The sequence below is a fragment of the Planococcus sp. ISL-109 genome, assembly GCF_018613655.1.
Classification (GTDB): Bacteria; Bacillota; Bacilli; order Bacillales_A; family Planococcaceae; genus Planococcus.
The window spans coordinates 52,136-74,001 of sequence record NZ_JAGGPW010000029.1; the positions used below are offsets into that span (position 1 = coordinate 52,136).

General features: G+C 48.6%; 24 protein-coding genes. 1 reads left to right on the forward strand and 23 read right to left on the reverse strand.

Annotated features, from left to right (window positions below; all coding sequences use genetic code 11):
* Positions 1-53: 53 nt before the first annotated feature.
* The 12 genes from fbpA to J7E21_RS15255 form a co-directional block, all read right to left on the reverse strand.
* Complete coding sequence (fbpA, locus tag J7E21_RS15210) at positions 54-212, reverse strand: Fur-regulated basic protein FbpA (protein WP_215109334.1); 159 nt, start codon at positions 210-212, stop codon at positions 54-56.
* Between the two features lie 96 nt (positions 213-308).
* Positions 309-731, reverse strand: coding sequence for a DUF1801 domain-containing protein (locus J7E21_RS15215; RefSeq protein WP_215109336.1), 423 nt, complete (start codon positions 729-731; stop codon positions 309-311).
* A 109-nt stretch (positions 732-840) separates the two neighbouring features.
* Positions 841-1,512 carry a class I SAM-dependent methyltransferase gene (locus J7E21_RS15220; RefSeq protein WP_215109338.1) on the reverse strand — a complete coding sequence of 224 codons (672 nt, stop codon included), beginning with the start codon at positions 1,510-1,512 and terminating at the stop codon, positions 841-843.
* A 128-nt stretch (positions 1,513-1,640) separates the two neighbouring features.
* The gene (locus J7E21_RS16470) at positions 1,641-1,856 is read right to left on the reverse strand and encodes a GNAT family N-acetyltransferase (RefSeq protein ID WP_353047798.1); all 216 of its coding nucleotides are present in this window, start codon (positions 1,854-1,856) and stop codon (positions 1,641-1,643) included.
* A gap of 18 nt (positions 1,857-1,874) precedes the next feature.
* Complete coding sequence (locus J7E21_RS16475) at positions 1,875-2,120, reverse strand: hypothetical protein (RefSeq protein ID WP_285228759.1); 246 nt, start codon at positions 2,118-2,120, stop codon at positions 1,875-1,877.
* A gap of 281 nt (positions 2,121-2,401) precedes the next feature.
* On the reverse strand, positions 2,402-2,779 hold the full coding sequence (locus J7E21_RS15230) for a hypothetical protein (RefSeq protein WP_215109340.1): 378 nt from the start codon (positions 2,777-2,779) through the stop codon (positions 2,402-2,404).
* Entirely contained in the window at positions 2,769-2,936 is a 168-nt protein-coding gene (locus J7E21_RS15235; RefSeq protein WP_215109342.1) for a hypothetical protein, read from the reverse strand. The genes J7E21_RS15230 and J7E21_RS15235 overlap by 11 nt, the downstream gene beginning before the upstream one ends.
* A 67-nt stretch (positions 2,937-3,003) precedes the next feature.
* Positions 3,004-3,483 (reverse strand): flavodoxin family protein, encoded by a 480-nt coding sequence (locus tag J7E21_RS15240; protein WP_215109344.1) that lies wholly within the window; start codon positions 3,481-3,483, stop codon positions 3,004-3,006.
* A gap of 257 nt (positions 3,484-3,740) precedes the next feature.
* Positions 3,741-5,102, reverse strand: a complete 1,362-nt coding sequence (gene rlmD, locus J7E21_RS15245) for a 23S rRNA (uracil(1939)-C(5))-methyltransferase RlmD (protein ID WP_215109346.1) — start codon at positions 5,100-5,102, stop codon at positions 3,741-3,743.
* Positions 5,103-5,330: 228 nt separating this feature from the next.
* A complete protein-coding gene (gene cydS, locus J7E21_RS16685; RefSeq protein WP_483313500.1) occupies positions 5,331-5,441 on the reverse strand; it encodes a cytochrome bd oxidase small subunit CydS family protein in 111 nt (36 codons plus the stop codon).
* Positions 5,442-5,457: 16 nt separating this feature from the next.
* Positions 5,458-6,486, reverse strand: coding sequence for a cytochrome d ubiquinol oxidase subunit II (locus tag J7E21_RS15250; protein WP_215109349.1), 1,029 nt, complete (start codon positions 6,484-6,486; stop codon positions 5,458-5,460).
* On the reverse strand, positions 6,483-7,829 hold the full coding sequence (locus tag J7E21_RS15255; protein WP_215109351.1) for a cytochrome ubiquinol oxidase subunit I: 1,347 nt from the start codon (positions 7,827-7,829) through the stop codon (positions 6,483-6,485). Before J7E21_RS15255 ends, J7E21_RS15250 begins: the two co-directional genes overlap by 4 nt.
* A 195-nt stretch (positions 7,830-8,024) precedes the next feature.
* Between J7E21_RS15255 and J7E21_RS15260 the strand changes: the two genes are divergently transcribed.
* Positions 8,025-8,459 carry an NUDIX hydrolase gene (locus tag J7E21_RS15260; RefSeq protein ID WP_215109353.1) on the forward strand — a complete coding sequence of 145 codons (435 nt, stop codon included), beginning with the start codon at positions 8,025-8,027 and terminating at the stop codon, positions 8,457-8,459.
* Between the two features lie 72 nt (positions 8,460-8,531).
* Here J7E21_RS15260 and J7E21_RS15265 read toward each other — a convergent pair whose 3' ends face one another.
* From J7E21_RS15265 to J7E21_RS15315, 11 genes are all read right to left on the reverse strand, one after another.
* Entirely contained in the window at positions 8,532-9,446 is a 915-nt protein-coding gene (locus J7E21_RS15265) for a diacylglycerol kinase (RefSeq protein ID WP_215109355.1), read from the reverse strand.
* Positions 9,447-9,549: 103 nt separating this feature from the next.
* Positions 9,550-10,110, reverse strand: a complete 561-nt coding sequence (locus J7E21_RS15270) for a thioredoxin family protein (RefSeq protein WP_215109357.1) — start codon at positions 10,108-10,110, stop codon at positions 9,550-9,552.
* An 812-nt stretch (positions 10,111-10,922) separates the two neighbouring features.
* Positions 10,923-12,353 carry an Asp-tRNA(Asn)/Glu-tRNA(Gln) amidotransferase subunit GatB gene (gatB, locus tag J7E21_RS15275; protein WP_215109359.1) on the reverse strand — a complete coding sequence of 477 codons (1,431 nt, stop codon included), beginning with the start codon at positions 12,351-12,353 and terminating at the stop codon, positions 10,923-10,925.
* Positions 12,350-13,819: an Asp-tRNA(Asn)/Glu-tRNA(Gln) amidotransferase subunit GatA gene (gatA, locus tag J7E21_RS15280; RefSeq protein ID WP_215109361.1), complete on the reverse strand. Its 1,470-nt coding sequence runs from the start codon at positions 13,817-13,819 to the stop codon at positions 12,350-12,352. The genes gatB and gatA overlap by 4 nt, the downstream gene beginning before the upstream one ends.
* An 18-nt stretch (positions 13,820-13,837) precedes the next feature.
* Complete coding sequence (gene gatC / locus J7E21_RS15285) at positions 13,838-14,128, reverse strand: Asp-tRNA(Asn)/Glu-tRNA(Gln) amidotransferase subunit GatC (RefSeq protein ID WP_215109363.1); 291 nt, start codon at positions 14,126-14,128, stop codon at positions 13,838-13,840.
* A 100-nt stretch (positions 14,129-14,228) separates the two neighbouring features.
* Entirely contained in the window at positions 14,229-15,356 is a 1,128-nt protein-coding gene (locus tag J7E21_RS15290; RefSeq protein WP_215109365.1) for a CamS family sex pheromone protein, read from the reverse strand.
* 12 nt (positions 15,357-15,368) lie between these two features.
* Positions 15,369-17,375, reverse strand: a complete 2,007-nt coding sequence (gene ligA / locus J7E21_RS15295) for an NAD-dependent DNA ligase LigA (protein WP_215109367.1) — start codon at positions 17,373-17,375, stop codon at positions 15,369-15,371.
* A gap of 15 nt (positions 17,376-17,390) precedes the next feature.
* Entirely contained in the window at positions 17,391-19,607 is a 2,217-nt protein-coding gene (gene pcrA, locus J7E21_RS15300) for a DNA helicase PcrA (protein WP_215109369.1), read from the reverse strand.
* A gap of 31 nt (positions 19,608-19,638) precedes the next feature.
* On the reverse strand, positions 19,639-20,340 hold the full coding sequence (gene pcrB, locus J7E21_RS15305) for a heptaprenylglyceryl phosphate synthase (RefSeq protein ID WP_215109371.1): 702 nt from the start codon (positions 20,338-20,340) through the stop codon (positions 19,639-19,641).
* A 129-nt stretch (positions 20,341-20,469) separates the two neighbouring features.
* On the reverse strand, positions 20,470-20,790 hold the full coding sequence (locus tag J7E21_RS15310) for a YerC/YecD family TrpR-related protein (protein ID WP_215109373.1): 321 nt from the start codon (positions 20,788-20,790) through the stop codon (positions 20,470-20,472).
* A gap of 31 nt (positions 20,791-20,821) precedes the next feature.
* Positions 20,822-21,865, reverse strand: coding sequence for a DUF3048 domain-containing protein (locus J7E21_RS15315; protein ID WP_215109375.1), 1,044 nt, complete (start codon positions 21,863-21,865; stop codon positions 20,822-20,824).
* Position 21,866 lies beyond the last annotated feature (1 nt).

Genomic DNA, 21,866 nt, shown 5'->3' on the forward strand with positions numbered 1-21,866 from the left:
GGTTGTCACATGAAAATTTCATTGGCTCCCGCGAATATTAAAAAAGCCTGAGCTTATGAGCTTAGGCTTTTATCAGTGTGTTCCTTTAGCAATTCATATAAGGACAGTTCGTATAGTTGTCGGCCGTTAATTTTAAAAACATTGTTCGCAACAAGTTCTTCGATCACCAACGAACGTTTGTCCTCAAACTTGGAAATGGGTATGTGATCCATCTTGCCTCTACTCCCTTTGTAGATAGTTTCACTCCTTCTATACCCGAAATGAAAGGCTCCTAAAACCTTCCAACCAAAAAACTCATTTACTGTTTGTCATTTTTCCGGGTAAGTTTCCTTTAAATACGCCACCGCATTACGAATCAAAGTTTTTAGCACTTCGGGGTCGATATCGCTGAGCTTATTGACATAAATGCACGATTTTCCCGACGTGCATTTGCCGAGCCGTTCGAGTGCATCCGGTTCTTTTTCCGCACAGCCGGTGAGGTATAAGCTGATTTTCGCCTTGCGCGGGGAAAACCCTGCGAGTGGCGCATCGCCCTCATGGCCCGTTGCATAGCGGTAATGATAGGAACTGCAACCGATGATACTGTCGCCCCACATTTTCGGCGGATAACCCGTCGTTTGTTCAAATATCTCCAACAATTTATAGGCATCTTCTTTCATGCCCGGTTTTTGCACCGCTTCAATGAATTCGACAACATCGCCGCCGTGCTCTTTCGTTTTCTGTTCGTACATTATCATTACTCCTCTGTCGCATTTAACTTACCGAACCCGCAAAAGCATGACAGCAGTGACATCGTTCTCCAATTCAGCGCACTCAGCCTGCTGGCTTGTCATATACCCATCAAAAAGTTGTGCTTTGCCCGGATACTCTTTCTTCAATTGCTGTGCCCGTTTTGCAATCAAAGCCTGCTGCACGGCATTGAGTTCGCCATTTTTCCCCGTCCATTTCCCGGTCGGCAATCAATTCCACCCCAGTCCGCCCGAAAACCGCAAGCCACTGTTCTTTCGTCAAGGAGCCACCTGCTTTTTCATGCGCATAGGCGTCATCGAGGATCATATAGCCTCCACTTTTAACCGTTCCTATCAGTTTGCGGAGCGTTTCTTCAGGAGTGCCGAGCACATCCCCCGCCGCCCCGAGAATGGCCGCATCATAACCGTTTTCCGTTTTGACGGTTTCGTTAATATCAGCGACAGCAAACTCACATAAATCTTGCACTTTGTGGTCATGGGCTTTTTGTATGGCGAACTCGATAAACTCTGGAACAAGGTCCACTCCTTTGACGCGGCATCCGAAACGATTAGCCAAATGGACGCTGACCGCCCCTTTTCCGCAAGCCAAATCCAGAATTTGTGCTGTATTCAACATCGGAACATGCGCTGAAAGCAGTTCACTTATATCTCCCGGAGAAGAACCAAGCTCCCATAAATCCTGTAACAAATACGGCACATGTGGAAGCAGTTCGACTGATTCCGCAGTCAGTGATTGGGCTGATTTTTCTTGGATTTTGCTCACGCCCATTCTCCTTTCATCGTTCCAGCGTCACTTTTTTTAACTATTGCTTTTATTGTTAGCTTCGCTTAGCCGTAAAACTATCAACTGCCCGCAGAAGAGGTTCCCCTAGACTGCATTTACCAACCTGTTTATTCGGTTCGTTTCTCCACCTCGAAATCATAGTGAAACACTTCCTTCCGGATGCCGAGCGATTCGTATAGTTTTACAACAGCTGTATCGATGGGATCTGCTTGGACAAAAACCACCCACGCGCCCAAGCCGGCAGCTTCATCTTTCAAAAAACGGATGAGATTCGTAGCAATCTTCTTTCTGCGGTGTTGGCTATCGACAGCCAAATCGTAAATATATACTTCACTTCGTTCCTACTCGAACTTCTCCAAAGCATACGCGACAAGGCCTCCCGCCACACAGTCATCGGCCAGTGCAACACAAACGATGAAATGATCTTTCGTTAATAGTGATAACAGATAATCATCCGAAGGCTTGTTTCTGAGATACGTGTCGGTTTCCTCAAAAGCATCAGCAAAAAGTCCGTTCAGCTGCCTGAACAACTGGAGAGATTCAGCATCCTGAGTGAGCCGCTTGAATCGAACACTCTGATCTGTCATCTTCTGTCGGTTCCCCTTTCTTTCGCCCTCAGCGCAGTTTACTAGATGGCAATTTCTTTACTGATTATTTCATTGTAATAATCCAGGTCATACTGTTTCAGAACCATTAATCCTCTCAATGTGTTCATTGCACCGATTTTTGTATTTTTCATTTGGAAATGAACACGCCCTGGGTGTTGAGGCCCTTTGGTCGAATACCCTCTTGCGAAACTTCTTTTTAAGGATGTCCAACCCTTCCTTTAATGAGGGCTCATATGGATAATTGATAGCTGCAAAATAACTTAACGCCCGCAAGACGTCATATTTCCATCTTGTTGGAAAATGAAAGTGGAAGGAGAGATGATCTCTCCGGTCGATTGTTTGCGCATGAGTTTCCTGCGCAGCAAATACGCCTGTCCCGCTTGTGTTTGCTCTCTAATAGCGGGAAGTAAATTGGTATAGCCTTGTTTTTCGTAATCTGTGTAGGCTTCAAGAACTGACAAAGTGGTGTGAATGGAGCTTTTCCTGCTTGGCCCGTGAACGGTAGCGCAGTTCCAGCCACCATCCGGCATCTGCATTTCGATTAAATAATGAACCATTTCATCAATAATGGACGTTGACTGCTGGCCATAACTTAGCAAACTCACGAGCATTGCCACGACACAAACGTCATCTTCCACAGACATTTCCCCAAGTTTGCTGTTGTTCGTTATACCGAGAGAGAAATTCACCGATCCACCCATCCTCTATATAAGGGCTTTGAACGCCCAACAGATAGATTTCTGTCTGCCTCTTGACGGCAGGGTCACTATTCCATAAAAAATCGATAATCTTCATCGCGTAAACCTCCTGCGCAACATAATCGCGTGCAATCAGTAGAGAAGAGCTTTGCAATTTCCAGGATTCAGGCCTCGTATTGTCCACTAAAACGGGCAACGAGCTCATCAATTTGCTGTTCCTTTTTTTTATTGGACCAATTAATGACACCCGATGAACTTACCTTGACGCCTTTTTCTGCGAGCAGTTTCTTCATTTTGGACAAAGCAAAACTGCCTCCCATCCACTTGTACCGGAATTGCTGGGTTACAAAGCACGATACATGCTTCCTCTCAATTTCAGGTAATTGCTTTAGATACTTGGAAAATCCGGGACATAAATTAAAAGCCTGTACCCAAGCTCCAAAAATCAAAGCATCGTATCCAGTCACTTCCGGCATACTATCCAGTTCAATGTCTTTAGGATTTTGAGTTGCACTTGGGTCCCCAATATTTTGCATCCTGGTTAGCGTAACTTCATGGCCATCGGTCCGTAATTTTTCAAGCAGTTTTTCACCGACAAGTAATGTGTTTCCAGTCTGAGAATGCACTATAATTCCAATCTTCATACCGTTATTCCTCCCTTTCATTAGGATGATTCGATATCAAACTTCATTCTTAGTAAAGTGGTTCTTGATTATTTCAATACCCCATGACAATTCCCTTCATTCAAAAGTCTTTAGTTTTCGGACAATTTCATTGATTGCTTTATACAGAAAAAAACCCCGATAAAGTTCTATGAACAAATATCGAGGGCGAAAATATAATGGGGTTAATTACCATATTTAAAAATATCCACATTTCGGAATCATTTTTTTACGGGCTGTTAGTTTCTTGTCAGCCACGCGACACATTCCACATGCGTCGTCTGCGGGAACATATCGACTGGCTGGACTTCCTGCGTCCGATAGCCGCCGTCTTCAAGAATGCGTAAATCGCGTGCGAGCGTCGCCGGGTTGCACGAGACGTAGACAATGCGTTCAGGTCTTTGTTCGAGCATCGTCTGAAGCAATGCTTCATCACAGCCTTTACGCGGCGGATCGACAACGAGCACGTCCGCTACTTTGCCTTCCTTGTACCAGCGCGGAATGACTTGTTCGGCGGGCCCTGCTTCGAACAATGTATTGGTGAAGCCGTTCAGAGTGGCATTGCGTTGCGCGTCTTCGATCGCCTGCGGGACGATTTCCACGCCCATGACAAATTTCGCGCGCTGCGCCAAAAACAACGAGATTGTGCCGATGCCGCAATACGCATCGATCACGGTTTCACTGCCAGTCAGCCCTGCATAGTCGAGCGCCTGTCCGTACAGCACTTCCGTCTGTTCCGGGTTGACCTGGTAGAATGAACGCGCGGAAATTTCAAAGCGCACATCGCCGATCTGGTCTTCGATGATGTCTTTCCCCCATAAGTTGACGGTCTCGTCCCCGAAAATCACATTCGTTTTTTCCGGATTGACGTTCTGCATGATTGACGTTACTTCCGGCAGCGCTGTGCGGATCAACTCCACTGCACGCTCCGCTTGTGGGAATTTCTTTTTCTTCGTCACGAGGACGACCATCAATTCACCGGTCACGCGGGCTTTACGGACAACGACGTGGCGCAGCATGCCGCGGTGCGTCTTCTCTTCGTAAGGCTCGATGCCCATATCCTGCAGATTGCGCTTGAGTGATGCCATGAGCAGATCCGCTTCCGGCGTTTGGATCAGGCAAATATCGGTATCCGCAATCCGGTGAGAACGCGGTTGATAGAAACCGGCGACGACCCGCCCGTCTTCCTGGCCGAACGGAATCTGTGATTTATTCCGGTAGCGCCACGGATTGTCCATGCCTTTGACCGGATGGACCGGCACGTCCGGCAATTTCCCGAGACGTGCCATCGCATCGCGTACAACTTTCTCTTTGTATTTCAACTGGCCTTCGTAGGATAAATGCTGCAACTGGCAGCCGCCGCAAATTTCAAACACTGGGCACGGTGCATCGATGCGGTCTGCGGATTTTTCTTCAATCGATATGAGTTTTGCAAACCCATATGATTTCAGGGTTTTCAAAACATGCACCGTCACGGTTTCACCAGGCAATGCTTCTTTGATAAACAACGGATAGCCGTCCACTTTGGCGACGCCTGCACCGTCATGGGTCAAGTCTTCGACGTATACGGACAAGCGTTCATTTTTCGTTACTGGCTTCATTACGTTCACTCCATTTCACATTGACTTATTGTATCATATCCGCCAGGCTGCGGCATTCCGGGCATAAAAAAACTGCGGCGGGAAGTCCCCGCCACAGCTTTATCCCGCTTTAACAATCCGTAAGACTCACACCTCTTGAAGTAGGAGATCAACGGGCCGTAAAAATCCGATTGGATCAACTAACAATCAGTGGGAGATGACGAAAACCCCACTGATTGAAGTTTCTCTTTATTTCTTTTCTTTCGTTACCGGACCATCTTTCAGCGATACCCAAAAACCGACGGCAATCGCCAGAATGATCACCAGAAACGGGGCATAGAAAATGAAAAAATCACTCATGCTTGTGGGGCCTCCTTTAGGCGTGGTAATCCGATTTCCCTTTGACATAATCCTTGTCGAACAGGAACAGGCGGAACAACAGATACAAGGACGGCAAAAGCAGTCCAAGCCCTGCGATAAAGGCGATGATCAACGCAATCGCCATCGATTCGTTCGTGAAGCTATCGTAAATCGTCAAATGCGGATACAGCAAATACGGATAATGCGACGCGCCGTAAGCGAAAAACGCGGTAAAGAACTGGCCGACCAGCAAAATGAACGCCATGCCGTAATTGCGCCGCTTCCAGACCAAGTAGACGGTGCCAAGGAACAACAGGAACGACAGCGCGAACATCCACCACAGATCGAGCAAGTTCGCGTAATGTTCCGGATTGTGTCCGCGCAGTTCGAAGATGATCCCGGTCGCAGTCACGATCGTCGGGCCTGCCCAGATGAGCGCGTATTTGCGAAGCAGTGTTGTCGCCTTGGCATCGCCCGCCTTCGCTGCGTACCATGTGAGGAACACCGCGGAAATGTAGAGCACTGCGGCGATGCTCAGGACGACGATGCTCCACATCAAGGGGCTCATGAAGAGCGCCCAATAATCGAGCGACGGCTGGCCGCCTTCGAGACGGATAAAGCCGCCTTCTGAAATGGCCAGCACCGGCGACAGCGCCGCCGGAAGCAAGAGCCCCGACAAGCCATACATGTAGATATAGCCCCGGTGATTGATCTTCGCTCCGTAGGTCGCAAACGCGTAATAGGAGCCGCGTATCGCGAGCAAGATCAATGCGATGCTCGCCGGCACGAGCAAGGTCGTCCCGTAGTAGAAGGCGGTCTGCGGGAAAAACCCGATGATGCCGACAAAGAAGAAGACGAAAAAGACGTTCGTCACTTCCCACACCGGCGACAAGTAGCGCTGGACAACGCCGGTCAACACGTGCTGTTTGTCCGAAAACGCGCTGTAGGCGTTGAAGAATCCGGCGCCGAAATCAATCGATGCCACAATGACGTACAGGAACAAGAACAGCCAGAGAACGGAAATCCCGATTATTTCTAAAGTCATTGTTCCTCACCGCCTTTGTTCGATTCACGCTGCGCCAATTCATCTTCGACCGGGTTGCGTTTGTACATGCGGGACAACACGACGACCGTCCCGATGCCGAGAATGAGGTAGAGGCCAGCGAACAGCACGATCATCAAGTCGACGTTGCCGCTTGTCGTCGCGCCTTCACTGGTCTTCATGTAGCCGCGCAAAATCCACGGCTGACGTCCGACTTCCGTGAACCACCAGCCGGCTTGAATCGCCAGCATCGCGAGTGGACCGGTCATGACCGTCAGCCAGCGGAACCAGGTCTTGGTGATGATGGACCAGCCGCGCCACGCGCCGACGACATAGACGAAGGAGAAGAACGCCAGCCACATGCCGAGTGTGACCATCGTGTCGAACAGGTAATGGATCCACAGCGGCGGAATTTCATCTTCCGGGAATTCGTTCAAGCCGATCACTTCCGCGTTCGGCACCCCGTGCGCCAAAATACTCAAGGCATACGGAATGCGGATGGCGTATTTCGCTTCTTCCCCGTCCAATACACCGAACAGGATAAGATCCGCTTCCGCTTCGGTTTCAAAATGCCACTCGGCAGCCGCCAATTTCTCCGGCTGGTATTCCGCCAAGTATTTGCCGGAAAAATCGCCGATGATCGCGGTGGCGATCGAAAAGACCAACCCAAGCTTCATCGTCAGGAACAAAGCTTTTTTATGGTAAATATGATTTGATCCGCGCATCAGGCGATATGCGGCGATCGAGGCGAGCACAAACGCACTCGTCATGAACGCCGTCGCCAGGACGTGCGCCACTTTCGTCGGCACCGCCGGGCTGAACATCGCAAGCAATGGGCTGATGTTGACCAGCTCGCCGTTCAACACCTCAAACCCTTGCGGTGCGTTCATGAACGAGTTGACGATCGTAATAAACACCGAGGAAGCGGCCGCACCGACCGCGACTGGAATCAGCAACAGGAAATGCTTGCGCTGGTCTTCAAACCGGTCCCACGTATACAAATAAATGCCGAGGAAAATCGCTTCAAAGAAAAATGCGAAGACTTCCATGAATAACGGAAGCGCGATGACGTTCCCCGCCATCTGCATGAAGTTCGGCCATAATAAGGACAGCTGAAGGCCGATCGCCGTACCGGTCACAACGCCGACTGCGACCGTGATGACAAACCCTCTCGCCCAGCGGCGTGCCAGGAGGATGTAATGTTCGTCCTTTTTCCGGATCCCGACCCACTGGGCAATCATGATCATGAGCGGGACCCCCACACCGACCGTCGCGTAGATGATATGGAAAGATAAGGTCATTAAGGTCAATATACGGCTCTGTAAGGCCGTGTCTTCAAATCCCAAAATTCTCGTCCCCTTTACATGGGCCATGGCCCGTTATATATTTTATTGTACCTTAAAGGACGCGCTGGAAACTTCCCAAAGGCATTAGATTCCCGCCTATGTTTGAATAAGATGTGACAAACCCCAGTAGATGGGTATTGAAATTTTGCTGAATTTTTAGTATTCTATAATGAACAAAAGAAAAGGATGATTTATATGGAGAAAAAGAGAAAGGTGTTTGCCTATATTACACAAGGCGATGAAAACAACCGCCAATTGCTTGTATTCGAGTACAAAGGAGAACCAGAAGTCGGATTACAGGTGCCCGGCGGCACAATCGGTGAAGATGAGTTATTGATTGATGCGCTTTACCGTGAGGTGAAAGAAGAAACCGGCTTGCAGCGTGATGTATTGGAGTTTGTCGGCAAGATCCATAAGTACAATTACTACCCGCCGAACAAAGACAAAGCATATGAGCGCAACATCTTCCACTTCGAATACACAGGCGAAAATATTGAAGCGTTCGAGCACACGATCAAAAGCGAAGGCCGCGACAACGGGCTGGTCGTGCAGTACCGCTGGGAGCCGATCGAAAACTTGCCGAAGCTTGCTGCTGAACAAGATGAAGCGATCGAGCTCTTGGAGTATTAACCCCTTCTTTGCTGAAGCAACTATAAAAAGCTATCCGCCATCCAGAATTTGCTGGATGATGGATAGCTTTTGTCATTTCCGGTCGACTTCCCGTATATAGTCGAGCGGCACAAACATTTCGATATGGCGCTCTAAGTTTACGAACGTGGCTGGCAAAATGCCGCCGAACTCCCCGTCCAGATTAAGCAAAACACGCTCATTGGATGTGACCGATATTTTGCTCGCTTTGACATACAAAACGTGCGGGTCCGATAAATGCTCGCCTCTGAGCGCTAGTGATGCGACGCGGATAAACTCCGCCATATTCAATTCTTTCAAAATGAGCAAGGTGAATTTGCCGTCGTTGATGCTGGCGTCCGGCGCCAGTTTTTCAAATCCGCCGACGGAATTCGTCAAGCCGATCAAAAACATCATCACTTTATCTTCAAACACTTCGCCGTCATATTCAATCCGGACACGGGACGAGCGGATCGATGGCAGCATTTCAATGCCTTTCAAGTAATACGCCAATTGCCCAAGCACCGTCTTCAGTTTGCTCGGCACTTCGTATGTCAATTCCGTTAAGCGCCCGCCGCCCGCGATATTGACAAAATATCGTTCGTCATTCATTACACCGATATCGACCGGAATTGAATCGCCTTGGGTAATAATATCAACTGCCCGGTTAATATCCCGTGGGATGTGGACCGCCCGTGCAAAATCATTGGTCGTCCCCATTGGAATCAGGCCTACTTTCGGCCTCTCCGGATATTTAGCGATGCCCGATACCACTTCATTGAGTGTCCCATCACCGCCGACCGCAACGACCAAATCGAATTTGCGCTCTACTGCGTATTCCGCTGCCTTGATTGCGTCTCCTTCAGATGTCGTCGCATGGCAAGAAGTTTCATATCCTGCAATCTCCATCTTTTCCAACACTTCCGGGAGGTGGCGGCGGAACAATTCCCTGCCAGCTGTCGGATTGTAAATAATGCGTGCTCGTTTCATCGGATTCAGCCTTTCTGGACCATTCTATAAAACAGGACATGCAAGCGCTGCAGAAAGTTCCCGAATCAGGGCTTTCTGCAGCCGGCAAGCCCATTCATTACATTTATGCCAAACTTTCCTGCAAGCTTTTGCTCAAATCCTCATACGTATCCTGCCATAACTCCGGGTCGGATGTGAAGCGATCGGAAATTTCCCCGATTACGGTTTTCCAGTGCAGTTTGTAATGCGGATCCGTTTCTTCCGGAAGCTTCGCTTTTTTCTCTTCAACCATTTTCTGGACTTTCGGCGAACGCGGCCCCCATGCTCCCACAACATCCCCTTCTTGTGAAAGGAAAACATATTTCGGAATCGACTTTCCGCTATTTGTAAAATGCCGCTCCATCAGTTCCGGGTTATCGTCCCGGTAAACACAACGCACCTCGACATCAGCCGCTTCGGCCAATTTCCGGAGAATCGGATTGACCATCATCGCATCACCGGACCAATCTTCGGTAATCGCCAAAATTTTCGGTTGCTTTTGCTTTAGCAAGCCCAGCAACTCCGGATCTTCAGGCAAATCGAACTTCTCATATATTGCATATGTTTTTTCTTGGTTGGATTCCATTTGCACCATGTATTTTTCAAGTGAAATGGCATGTTCAAAATATTCCAGTTCAGTCATCATGCTATCACATCTCCTTACAAAACAGTTTACCTGTTCTTTTCCCTTTGCGGCAAACTTTTAAGCAAAAAGACATGGAAATGTTCCTGTTTTTAAGTTATATGGTGATGAAACAGTTTCTTCTGACAGCTTTTTCTTCACTATGCTAATCATGCGGGCTCTGGGTTTTCAGGGTGGTTAAAGTGAAAACAAATCTGCTGCTTTACACTGTTGCCTTTGGTTGGAATCACATGGCTGGAGCTTTTCAGCATAGCTTCAGGTATTTAGGGCTGGTGTGTAAATGCTGAGCATTTTTAATTTTTTCACGCGCTAAAAAATGCATCTGGGCTTTGGCTTTGGGAGTGCCTCTCGCAATGAGCCAAGAAAACCGCTTATCTCATTGCTTCGGCTAGCCCTGGACGCTCGGCTGCTTGGTGATTTCACTAAGCAGTGGTATGCGCAGATGGTTCTAATTTGGTTCATGTTTCCGGTTAGTTGGAATCCCTTTGCTGGATTTTTGACTGCTAACCTTACTGAATCATCTATTGAAAGTGTATAGAAAAAACAGTGTGATCATATTTAACATAATTCTATTTTGAAAAAGCTGGTGAAGACAACTTACAAAAATATAAAACTAGAGATGAAGCGGAAAGGGGCCGACGCCTGAAGGATCGCGTGGGACTGGCGAGACCTATATGGCACAGCCATAAGGGCTCGACGCCCGCCCCTCGGCAAGCGAACACTTGAAGCGTAACCTCAAACTGATAACAATTTTAAGAACATCCAGCCTTTAATACGCAAAAAAAAGGATAGCTGAATCAGCCATCCTTTCGTTTTTATCGTTTCGCAATTTCCTCGAGGAGGATTTTGTTCAAGAGCGGCGGATTGGCCTGACCCTTAGTTGCTTTCATAATCTGTCCGACCAAAAATCCGATTGCGCGGTCTTTGCCGTTTTTAAAGTCTTCAATCGATTGTGGATTGGCATCCAATGTATTCGTGACATATTCCAGCAATATATTTTCATCCGAAATCTGTACCAAGCCTTGCGTTTTCACGATCTTATTCGGATCGCCGCCTTTTTCGATCAATTCCTTAAAGACTTTTTTGGCGATTTTAGAAGAAATCGTTCCTTCTCCGATCAATTTGATCATGCCGGCAAGACCTTCCGGCGTCAGTTCCGTGTCCTCAAGCTCTTTTTGCTGGGCATTGAGGTAAGCGGAAACTTCACCCATCAGCCAGTTCGACGTCAGTTTCGCATCAGCGCCGGCTTTGACAGTTGCTTCAAAGAAATCGGAAATCGGTTTCTGAAGCGTCAAGACCATCGCATCGTAAGAAGACATGCCAAGTTCGGAAACATAACGCAGTTTACGGGCATCCGGCAATTCAGGAATTTCCGCACGAACACGCTCGAGCCATGCATCGTCAATGACGATATCAACCAGGTCCGGTTCCGGGAAGTAGCGGTAATCATCCGAGCCTTCTTTAATGCGCATGAGAAGCGTCTTGCCTGTCGACTCATCATAGCGGCGTGTTTCCTGCTCGATGATGCCTCCAGACAACAACACTTGCTCTTGGCGCACTTGCTCATGCTCCAAACCTTTTTTGACGAAGTTGAAAGAGTTCAAGTTTTTCAATTCGGTTTTCGTCCCGAACTGCTCTTGGCCGTATGGACGCAAGGAAATATTGGCGTCGCAGCGCAGCGAGCCTTCTTCCATGCGCACATCGGACACGCCTGTATATTGGATGATCGACTTGATTTTCTCCAAATACGCGTACGCTTCTTCCGGTGTGCGGATGTCCGGCTCTGAGACGATTTCGATCAACGGCGTTCCTTGACGGTTAAAGTCGACAAGGGAATGGCCATTGCCGGTATGCGTCAGTTTTCCGGCATCTTCTTCCATATGAAGGCGCGTAATGCCGATGCGCTTCTTCTCGCCGTTCACTTCGATTTCCAGCCAGCCGTGTTCGCCGATCGGCTCATCGAACTGGGAAATCTGATAGGCTTTCGGGTTATCCGGGTAGAAATAGTTTTTGCGATCGAACTTCGTATGGCGTGAAATCTCGCAGTTCAGTGCGAGTGCCATTTTCATAGCCCAATCGACTGCTGTTTTATTGACGACCGGTAGGACGCCTGGGTAGCCAAGGTCGATCACGTTTGTATTCGTATTCGGTTCTGCACCGAAATGCGCAGGTGAAGGCGAGAACATTTTGGATTCCGTCTTCAGTTCGACGTGGACTTCAAGCCCGATAATTGTTTCAAAATTCATTGGGTAGTTCCCTCCCATGTTTGCGGTGTTTCTTTATGGAAATCGGTCGCCTTTTCAAAAACATCTGCGACGCGGTAAATTGTTTCTTCATCGAAATAATTGCCGATGATCTGCAAGCCGAGCGGCAAGCCGCCGTCGAACCCACAAGGGACCGAAATGGCTGGCACGCCCGCCAAATTAACAGGGATCGTCAAAATATCGTTCGCATACATCGTCAATGGATCATCGATGATTTCGCCGATTTCAAATGCCGGAGTCGGCGTAGTCGGCCCGATGATAACATCGTATTGCTCGAACGCTTTATCGAAATCCTGCTTGATCAAGGTACGTACTTTTTGTGCTTTTTTGTAATAAGCATCGTAATAACCCGAGCTTAGCGCGTAAGTACCGAGCATGATGCGGCGCTTCACTTCGTCGCCGAAGCCTTCTGCACGCGTATTCATGTAGAACTCAAGCAAGTTGCCGGCTTTCTCTGTACGGTAGCCATAGCGTATTCCGTCAAAACGGGACAGGTTGGAAGACGCTTCAGACGATGCCAAAATATAATATGTGGAAAGCGCATATTTGGAATGCGGCAAGGAAATCTCTTCCCATGTCGCGCCTTTTTCTTCAAGCACTTGCAGCGCATCTTTCACCGCTTTTTTCGAAGCTTCGCTGACGCCTTCTGCGAAATATTCTTTCGGCACGCCGATGCGCAAGCCTGTGATATCACCAGTCAATGCAGCTGTGAAATCCGGAACGTCTACGTTTGCAGACGTCGAATCTTTTTCATCATGGCCGGCAATGGCATTCAATAGCAGTGCATTGTCTTTGACCGTGCGCGTAATCGGCCCGATTTGATCAAGCGATGAGGCATAAGCGATCAGCCCGAAACGCGATACGCGGCCGTATGTCGGCTTCATGCCGACGACGCCGCAAAAAGCAGCCGGCTGACGGATCGATCCGCCAGTATCGGAACCGAGTGTAAACGGCACTTCACCGGATGCTACAGCCGCAGCCGATCCACCGGAAGAACCGCCGGGAACCGTTTCCAAGTTCCATGGATTTTTTGTATTTTTATAGTAGGAGTTTTCAGTGGATGAGCCCATCGCGAATTCATCCATGTTCAATTTCCCAACGATAACCATACCTGCTGCGCGCAATTTTTCGACCACAGTCGCGTTATAGATCGGGTTAAATCCTTTCAGAATAAGGCTCGACGCTGTCGTCTCTAATCCTTCTGTAACGATATTGTCTTTTACGCCGATCGGCAGGCCGTAAAGCGGTCCGCGGTCTTCCATAGCAGCCTTGTCCATTTCAGCAGCTTCTTTAGTCGCCTGCTCTTCGTTCAATGCCAAAAAGGCATCGACTTTTGGATCCAATTCATTGATGCGACCAAACGTTTGTTCCGTCATTTCCACAATCGTCAATTCTTTGCTATGTAATAACTCCTGCAACTGTGCTGCAGTTTTTTCAGCTAATTTCATCTAATACCCTCCTCACATTCAGTCTAGAATAGTCGGCACGCGTACCTGGCCGCCTTCATGCTCTTTTACATTTTTCATAACGAGTTCACGCGGCAATCCTGCGATCGCCTTGTCTTCACGCAAAACATTGACCAACGGCAATACATGCGTCGTCGGTTCCACATTTTCCGTATCCAATTCGTTCAACAATTCCATCGCATTGGTGATCGCTTCCAATTGCTCCGCAAAATGCTCCGCGTCTTCATCAGTAATTGCCAAACGCGCCAAGTGAGCCACTTCTATTACTTCTTCTTTTGTTATTTTCGCCATTTTCTACACCTCCGGATTCCATAAACATACGGTCTATCATACCATTTTTCTAAAAAAATGAATAGAGACAGCCAGCCGGCTGCCCCTTTAAATTACGGATTTATTCATAAATGTGAACGATCGGCTCCGCCTCTCCCGCTTTTCTTAAAATGAGCGCTTCCGCCCCGTTGGTCGACGTGACATTCACTTCAAGCTCAACATTGTCAGGGAAATGATCGATTATGAGGCCCGTAACGTATTGCGTAAATCCGATGACTTCGGAAGAACCGTAAAACTGAATCGGAATCTCGATTTTCAACTCCTGCAATTGATTGTCCTGATAAAACCCTTTCCCGATTACGCTTGTGAAATTGGAAAAATATAGTTCAACGTCTTGCTTGAAGTTGCGGAATGCTGTATCGATATCCCGGTATTGTTCATTTGTTCCCGACGTCGGAAACACTACGAACTCTTCGTTGATGTCGTTCCAGTTCGCTACTTCGCTCTCACCTCTTGGGGCGGCTCCGTATGCAAAATAAGTGCCAGGCGTCATCGCATTACGGTTGTTCTGGGCGAATAAGGACACAAGAATCGGCACATCCACCATCTCTTCTTTTTCACGCAAACGGCTGACGATTTCATCCGCCATTCGCTTGCCTTCTCTCGCGATCTCCTCTTGCGGAATGGATTCCTCATATGGAATGCCGTCCGTCGAGCTGTAATAAACCGTATTCATCGCCAGGCCGATCGACACTCCGCCTAGGCGGATTTTATCTTCCTCGGTTTTGACGAGATAGTTTTGCTCAAGGATATGGGCAAGTAGTTCAGGCTCTGGGCGCTCACCTTCTTTCTGTTCCGCCGCTGAGCGCCCATCTTCTGGATTCAAGCCATTCGAATTGTCCTGGTTTGTGCGCTGCAGCCAGCTTGTTGCATCCTCATCGGTGATCATCTGGCCTTCCTGGAAATAATAATCTTCCGGTGAGAATTGCTGCTGGGACAGGCGCAATAAGCCGTGCTCGGCCTCTTTAATGTCGTAGCGCGAGTTCAGCCTGCTGACAATCTTTCCGCGTGTTGCACTTTGCTTATAAGGCAAAAGCGTCCGGTAATATTGCTCATCGAGCTGCATACTCGGGATGATTGCTGTTTCCACTTCTTCTTCTGCGTTGATCACTTCCGCTTCGTCATTGCCGGAAGGGACACATCCCGTAAGCAGCAAAACGCCGATTGGGATCCACCATATGCGTTTCATTTGCTAATCTCCTTATACGTTCAATTCCATAAGCAAGCGTTCTTCATTCCATATTTCCACGCCCAAGTCCTGCGCTTTGTCGAGCTTCGATCCTGCCTCTTCACCCGCAATGAGCAAATCGGTCTTCTTGCTGACGCTGCCCGTTAACTTGCCGCCGAGCGCTTCAATGCGTACCCCTGCTTCTTGGCGCGTCAAGTTCTCCAGTTTCCCGGTGAGCACGATTTTCTTGCCCGCAAAGGCATTCGCGCCTTCTTCTATATGGACGACTGTTCCTGTATACGCTAAATTGACGCCTCGCTCGCGCAAACGTTCCACAAGTGCCAAAACTTCTTCTTTTTCAAAGTAGGTGACAATTGCATTTGCCATTTTTTCGCCGATTTCATGGACTGCAACCAATTCTTCAAGGCTTGCTTTCATCAAACTGTCCATCGTTCCGAACTGTTCGGAAAGAATGCGCGCGCCACGTTCGCCGACATGGCGTATTCCGAGGCCGAACAGCAGCCTCTCCATTGAATTGCCTCTCGACGCAGCGATTGCATCGATCAAATTCGAAGCCGATTTCTCGCCCATCCGTTCAAGATTCAACAATTGCTCTTTCGTCAACGCATAAAGATCTGAAATATCCTGGATCAAACCTTCACGGTACAATTGCTCGACGACTTTTTCGCCGAGCCCATCAATGTTCATCGCATTGCGGGAAACAAAATGAATCATGCCTTCGACGATTTGTGCAGGACATTTCGGATTGACGCAGCGCAGCGCCACTTCTCCTTCGATACGCACAAGCTCGCTGCTGCATGCTGGACATTCTGTCGGCATTTCAAACGGCTGTTCATCCCCTGTTCGCATATCTAATAAAGCACGCACGACTTCAGGGATGATGTCGCCTGCCTTGCGGATGATGACTTTATCGCCAATGCGGATATCGCGTTCGCGGATCAAGTCTTCATTGTGGAGCGATGCCCGCTGCACGGTCGTGCCGGCAACAGCCACCGCTTCTAAAATGGCGGTCGGTGTCACCACGCCGGTTCTGCCGATGCTCAGTTCAATATCGCGGACGGTCGTCATCACTTCTTCCGCCGGGAATTTATAAGCGGTCGCCCATTTCGGGCTTTTCGCAGTAAACCCGAGCTCCTGCTGATGAAGGAAACGGTTCACTTTGATGACGATGCCATCGATTTCATAGCTTAATTTGCCGCGTTCGGCGGTCCATGTTTCGATATACTCGAGCACTTCTTCTACCGTCTTGCATACTTTTCGTTCCGTATTCGCTTTAAAGCCGAGCTCAGACAAATAATGGAGTGATTGTTCGTGATCGTTCAACCCGTAAGTTTCCCCGTCGCCCCCGATGCCGTAAATGAATACATCCAAATTGCGTTTGGCGGCAACTTTCGAGTCGAGCTGGCGCAAAGAACCGGCAGCGGCGTTTCGCGGATTGGCAAATAATTCTTCCCCTTGCTTTTCGCGGTCTTCATTTAGTGCATGAAATGAACTTTTAGGCATGAACACTTCACCGCGCACTTCAATCGACACCGGCTGTTGGAGCTTGAGTGGAATCGAACGGACCGTCCGTAAATTGACGGTAATATCTTCTCCGACACGGCCGTCGCCGCGTGTCAAGCCGCGCACCAGTTTGCCATCTTCATAAATGAGTGAAACGGCCAAGCCGTCAATCTTCAATTCGCAGACATATTCGACCGAATCTCCAGCCCCTCCGCGGACACGCTTGTCGAAATCGCGCAAATCGTCTTCATTAAACACGTTCGACAAACTGAGCATCTGGCGCTCGTGCTGCACTTTTTTGAAATTCGACAGCGGCATTCCACCGACTCGCTGTGTCGGAGAGTCCGGAAAAATCAGATCGGGATACAAATTCTCCAGCTCGATCAGTTCGTTCAACAATTGATCATAAACGGCATCCGGCACTACCGGCTTATCCAGGACATAGTACGCATGTCCGTAATTTAGCAGTTGTTCGTTTAATTCGATTACCCGTTCTTCAGCTTTGATGCGATCCATTCAAGTTCCTCCAGATCATTCTTTTTCAATCGGCGCAAATTTCGCAAGCAGTCGTTTGATTCCGACTGGGCTCGGGAAAGCGATGTCGAGTTCGGTTTGTTCGCCTTCGCCTTTAACGTTGACGACCGTTCCGATGCCCCATTTTTTATGCGTTGCCCGGTCACCGGTTTTCCAGCCCAATTTATCGCCGCCTGATTGTTTATAGCCTGGCTTGAAGACGGCTTTTCTCTTCGGTGCTTGCTTATAGCTTGTCGCAGCGCCAGCACGGTGGTTTGCAATAGTTTGTTCGATGAGTTCTTCCGAAATTTCGGAAATGAAACGTGAAGGCAAATTAAAGTTGCTCTTCCCGAAAATAGTTCGTGACGAGGCATGTGTCAAATACAAACGCTTTTCCGCACGCGTGATACCTACATACGCAAGGCGCCGCTCTTCTTCAAGTTCTTCATCATCGTTATTCGAACGGGAATGCGGGAATACATTTTCTTCCAAACCAACAATGAATACGACCGGGAATTCCAAACCTTTCGCCGCGTGCATCGTCATGAGGATGATCGGGCCATCGCCCTGTTCTTCTTCCTCATCCAATGAATCGATATCCGCAATCAGCGCCAAGTCGGTTAAAAATGCCACCAGTGATTTGTCGTCGCTTTGTTTCTCGAATGCTTGCGTGACCGTCAGGAACTCATCCAAGTTCTCCAGTCGGCTTTCGCCTTCGATGGTTTTGTCATTTTGCAGCATTTGGCGGTAGCCGGACTTTTTCAGCACTTCTTCCACCAATTCCGTAACCGACAAATACTCCTGCATCTCGGTGAATCCCGCAATCATCGAACGGAATTCCAATGCGGTCTGGGCGGTTTTTGCCGTCAACCCCATAAAATCCGCTTCTTGCAGTGAGTCCATAATGGTCCGGTCCTGCTCGATTGCAAAACGCGCCATTTTCTCGAATGAGGTCGCCCCGATGCCGCGCTTCGGTTCATTGATGACACGCGCCAATGACAAATCATCGTCGTTATTCGCAATCAAACGCAAATACGCCAGCAAATCCTTGATTTCTTTGCGGTCATAGAACTTCGTGCCGCCGACGATTGTGTAGGCCATATTCGATTTGACGAACATTTCCTCCAATATACGGGACTGGGCATTAGTTCGGTACAAAATCGCAAAATCAGACGTTTTGTATCCTTCTTCCTGCATAAGGTTTTGGATCGTCTGTACAATATATTGCGCTTCCTGGCGTTCGTCCCCTGCCTTGTGGAGCGTAATCGCCGGGCCCTCGTCGTTATCGGTGCGCAATTCTTTCGGGTAACGGCTCGTGTTTTTCTTGATGACATCGTTTGCCGCCTGCAAAATGCGCTTTGTCGAACGGTAATTCTGTTCGAGCATGATGGCTTTAGCGTTCGGGTAGTCTTTTTCGAACGACAGAATATTGGTGATATCTGCGCCGCGCCAGCGGTAAATCGACTGGTCGGAGTCGCCGACGACGCAAATGTTCTTGTATTTTTTCGCCAGCAACTGTACAAGCTGATACTGCGCGTTGTTCGTATCCTGGTATTCATCGACATGTATATAGTGGAATTTGTTTTGGTAGAATTCCAGCACTTCCGGCACTGTTTCGAACAGCTTCAAGGTCACCATAATCAAATCATCGAAATCGAGCGATTGGTTTTTCTGAAGCCGCTTCTGATAGCCGGCATAGACATCCGCGACAGTTTTTTCATATGGGTTAAATTGATTGGCGTTTGCGACAAAAGTTTCCGCGTCGATACATTCATTCTTCGACGACGAAATAGCGTTCAGCATCGTCCGCGGTTCGTATTTTTTCGGATCCAAGTTTTGCTGCTTCAAGACATTTTTGATGACCGTCAATTGATCGGTCATATCAAGTATCGAGAAGTTTTTAGAGTAGCCCATGCGGTCGATGTCACGGCGCAAAATACGCACGCACATCGAGTGGAATGTCGACACCCACATGCGGTCGCCCGTTCCGTGTCCAAGCAAGCCATCGATCCGGTTGCGCATTTCCCGTGCCGCTTTATTGGTGAACGTGATCGCCAGAATATTGGATGGATACACTTGCTTTTCGAGCACCAAATAAGCGATGCGATGCGTCAGCACACGTGTTTTCCCAGACCCTGCACCTGCCATGATCAATAGCGGCCCTTCCGTTGTCTTGACTGCTTCTTCTTGTTCGGGATTCATTCCCCGCAGCAGATTTTTTGTAATTAATTCCATTGTGCACCACCTCGAACATTCGTTCTTATTATTATAACGATTGCCCAGCCGTTTCCGCAACTGCCTTGACGGTCGCAAGCGCTTTTTTTAAATCTTCATATATGATATTACCGACAACGATCGTATCGCAAACGGCTGCCATCTCTTTCGCACGGTTCACGGAATCGATGCCGCCCCCGTAAAACAAACGGGTGTCAGATAGCACCGCTCCAGCTTTCTTGACGAGTTCCGGATTGCCGTATGTGCCGCTGTATTCCAAGTAGAATACCGGCAGGCGGAAAAAATGCTCTGCCATGCGTGCATACGCCAGCACATCCTCCTCATCCAGCACGGTGTCCGCTTCCGTAAGTTTCGCCGCTTTGCATTCCGGGTTCAGGATGCAATAGCCTTCCGGCACGATTTCCGTCCAATCCATGATGTCGCCGTATTCGCGGATCGCTTCGTGATGAAGCCCTTTGATCCACTGCGGGTTGCTGCTATTTAAGACACTCGGAATAAAATAATAATCAAAGCCCGGCGTCACCGATTCCACCGTCGATACTTCAAGTGCGACCGGCACCGAATAGCGGCGCACGCGAGACATCAACTCCAAGACATTATCGAGTGTGACATCATCGCTTCCGCCAATCAAGATGGCGTCGGTCCCGGATTCGCAAATTCGTTCCAAATGTTCATCTGCAATTTCTTTCGCGGGGTCTAATTTAAAGACATGCCGCCATGTTTGAAAGTCCACGCATATTCTCCTTACTCTGCTTATAGTTTCGTCTGTCCATTATAACAAAAGATGAGCCAACACTCTGTTCTCATCCATTGCAATCGACAGAAATTCACCATAAAAAAACTGACCAGCATAAGTCACTGATCAGTCTTTTGTCGTTTCAATCGTTTTTTCCTCTGGGTACAGCACATCGAGCATTTCTTCATAGGCATCATTGCCGTAATTCAAACACCGGCGCACTCGGGAAATCGTTGCCGTACTTGCACCCGTTTCATTTTTGATTTTTTCATAAGTCTTTTTCAAGCGCAGCATATGGGCGACTTCAAAGCGCTGCGATAAAGACTGGATTTCACTGATGGTGCATAGATCATCGAAAAATCGATACGCTTGTTCTTTATTGTCTAATGCCAGTACCGCCTCAATCAATTGATCGGTTTGAGGGCCTCGGATTTTATCAACCTGCATGCATATTCAACGTCCTTTCATTTCTCTTGGCTTACGGGGTGTATTGAACGGCCTGGTTCAATCCCGGTGTCTCAGGAACAATGTGGATCCATGTTTTGCCTTCGGTGAGAGCGGCCGTACCACTATCGTCGATCGGCACAAGCATGCCATTTTCTTCACGCCACTCGATCACTCGCACAATGCCTTCCTGGAACAATAAAGCGCGGCCGCCGCTCAGCAAATCGATTTCTTGGCGCCCTTTAGCATCTATCGTCTGGTGATCAGCTTCAATGACCAGGACATTGGCGACTTCGATGCGCTGCAAACTTTCTTTGTCAGCAGATACTGTTCCGCCAGAGGCGCGGGTGTAGCGTTTCGTCTCTGCATCATACGTATAAGTGCTCGTAAAAACAGTATCTCCTCCGTATATCACTTCTACGGAAGTTGCTTGTTCCCCTAGTTTATCATTTTCCCCCGGTGCAGAGAAAGCATAAGGCGCTTTTACGCTGTAATTGGTTGAAGCGTCCGTCATATCCATCGCCAGTTTGATATTTTCATACGTGATATAGGAATTGTGCGGCGCCACCCGGTCAAGAGAGCGCTTGAACAAAGTCCCATCGTACTGCATCCCATTTATATGGTCGACCACTCCTGAATCGAGCAGGCGCTTCGCTTCCGGACTATAACCGTGTGCAACGAAAAACGCATCATAAGCAGACGCCAGCTCCACAAAATAATCGCGTGCGCTGCGGACCGGACCGATATTCACTGGAAACTGGCTTTGGTAGAGCGCCAAAAAACGCGTAATATTGTATTCCGCAATCAATTCAAAAACCATATCTGCTTCGCCCAGTCCGGTTTGGGGACGGGCAGCCGGATGATTATTGATGACTGCCATGACTGCTCGCCGGTCGTAGGGCCCGTCACCTTCGAGTCCTGTGAAGGGTGCAGTGGTCAGTACTTCCTCGGGCACTTGTTCCGGCGCATCTGGCGTTTCCGGTGTTTGAGGTAATTCAGAGCGGTCCCTTCCCATCAGCCAATAACCGAGCAAACCTATGATAAGCAATAAAGAAAGCACGAGCAGCCATTTTTTCATC

Bases quoted from the DNA above. Each gene is read 5' to 3' on its own strand.
- J7E21_RS15235 (WP_215109342.1), bottom strand. From the start codon at position 2,936: ATGAAGATTATCGATTTTTTATGGAATAGTGACCCTGCCGTCAAGAGG.
- J7E21_RS15260 (WP_215109353.1), top strand. From the start codon at position 8,025: ATGGAGAAAAAGAGAAAGGTGTTTGCCTATATTACACAAGGCGATGAA.
- J7E21_RS15215 (WP_215109336.1), bottom strand. From the start codon at position 731: ATGTACGAACAGAAAACGAAAGAGCACGGCGGCGATGTTGTCGAATTC.
- J7E21_RS16475 (WP_285228759.1), bottom strand. From the start codon at position 2,120: ATGACAGATCAGAGTGTTCGATTCAAGCGGCTCACTCAGGATGCTGAA.
- J7E21_RS15240 (WP_215109344.1), bottom strand. From the start codon at position 3,483: ATGAAGATTGGAATTATAGTGCATTCTCAGACTGGAAACACATTACTT.
- fbpA (WP_215109334.1), bottom strand. From the start codon at position 212: ATGGATCACATACCCATTTCCAAGTTTGAGGACAAACGTTCGTTGGTG.
- J7E21_RS15310 (WP_215109373.1), bottom strand. From the start codon at position 20,790: ATGCAGGTTGATAAAATCCGAGGCCCTCAAACCGATCAATTGATTGAG.
- ligA (WP_215109367.1), bottom strand. From the start codon at position 17,375: ATGGATCGCATCAAAGCTGAAGAACGGGTAATCGAATTAAACGAACAA.
- J7E21_RS15250 (WP_215109349.1), bottom strand. From the start codon at position 6,486: ATGACTTTAGAAATAATCGGGATTTCCGTTCTCTGGCTGTTCTTGTTC.
- cydS (WP_483313500.1), bottom strand. From the start codon at position 5,441: ATGAGTGATTTTTTCATTTTCTATGCCCCGTTTCTGGTGATCATTCTG.
- J7E21_RS15315 (WP_215109375.1), bottom strand. From the start codon at position 21,865: ATGAAAAAATGGCTGCTCGTGCTTTCTTTATTGCTTATCATAGGTTTG.
- gatC (WP_215109363.1), bottom strand. From the start codon at position 14,128: ATGGCGAAAATAACAAAAGAAGAAGTAATAGAAGTGGCTCACTTGGCG.
- gatB (WP_215109359.1), bottom strand. From the start codon at position 12,353: ATGAATTTTGAAACAATTATCGGGCTTGAAGTCCACGTCGAACTGAAG.
- gatA (WP_215109361.1), bottom strand. From the start codon at position 13,819: ATGAAATTAGCTGAAAAAACTGCAGCACAGTTGCAGGAGTTATTACAT.
- pcrA (WP_215109369.1), bottom strand. From the start codon at position 19,607: ATGGAATTAATTACAAAAAATCTGCTGCGGGGAATGAATCCCGAACAA.
- rlmD (WP_215109346.1), bottom strand. From the start codon at position 5,102: ATGAAGCCAGTAACGAAAAATGAACGCTTGTCCGTATACGTCGAAGAC.
- J7E21_RS15270 (WP_215109357.1), bottom strand. From the start codon at position 10,110: ATGATGACTGAACTGGAATATTTTGAACATGCCATTTCACTTGAAAAA.
- J7E21_RS15265 (WP_215109355.1), bottom strand. From the start codon at position 9,446: ATGAAACGAGCACGCATTATTTACAATCCGACAGCTGGCAGGGAATTG.
- J7E21_RS15290 (WP_215109365.1), bottom strand. From the start codon at position 15,356: ATGAAACGCATATGGTGGATCCCAATCGGCGTTTTGCTGCTTACGGGA.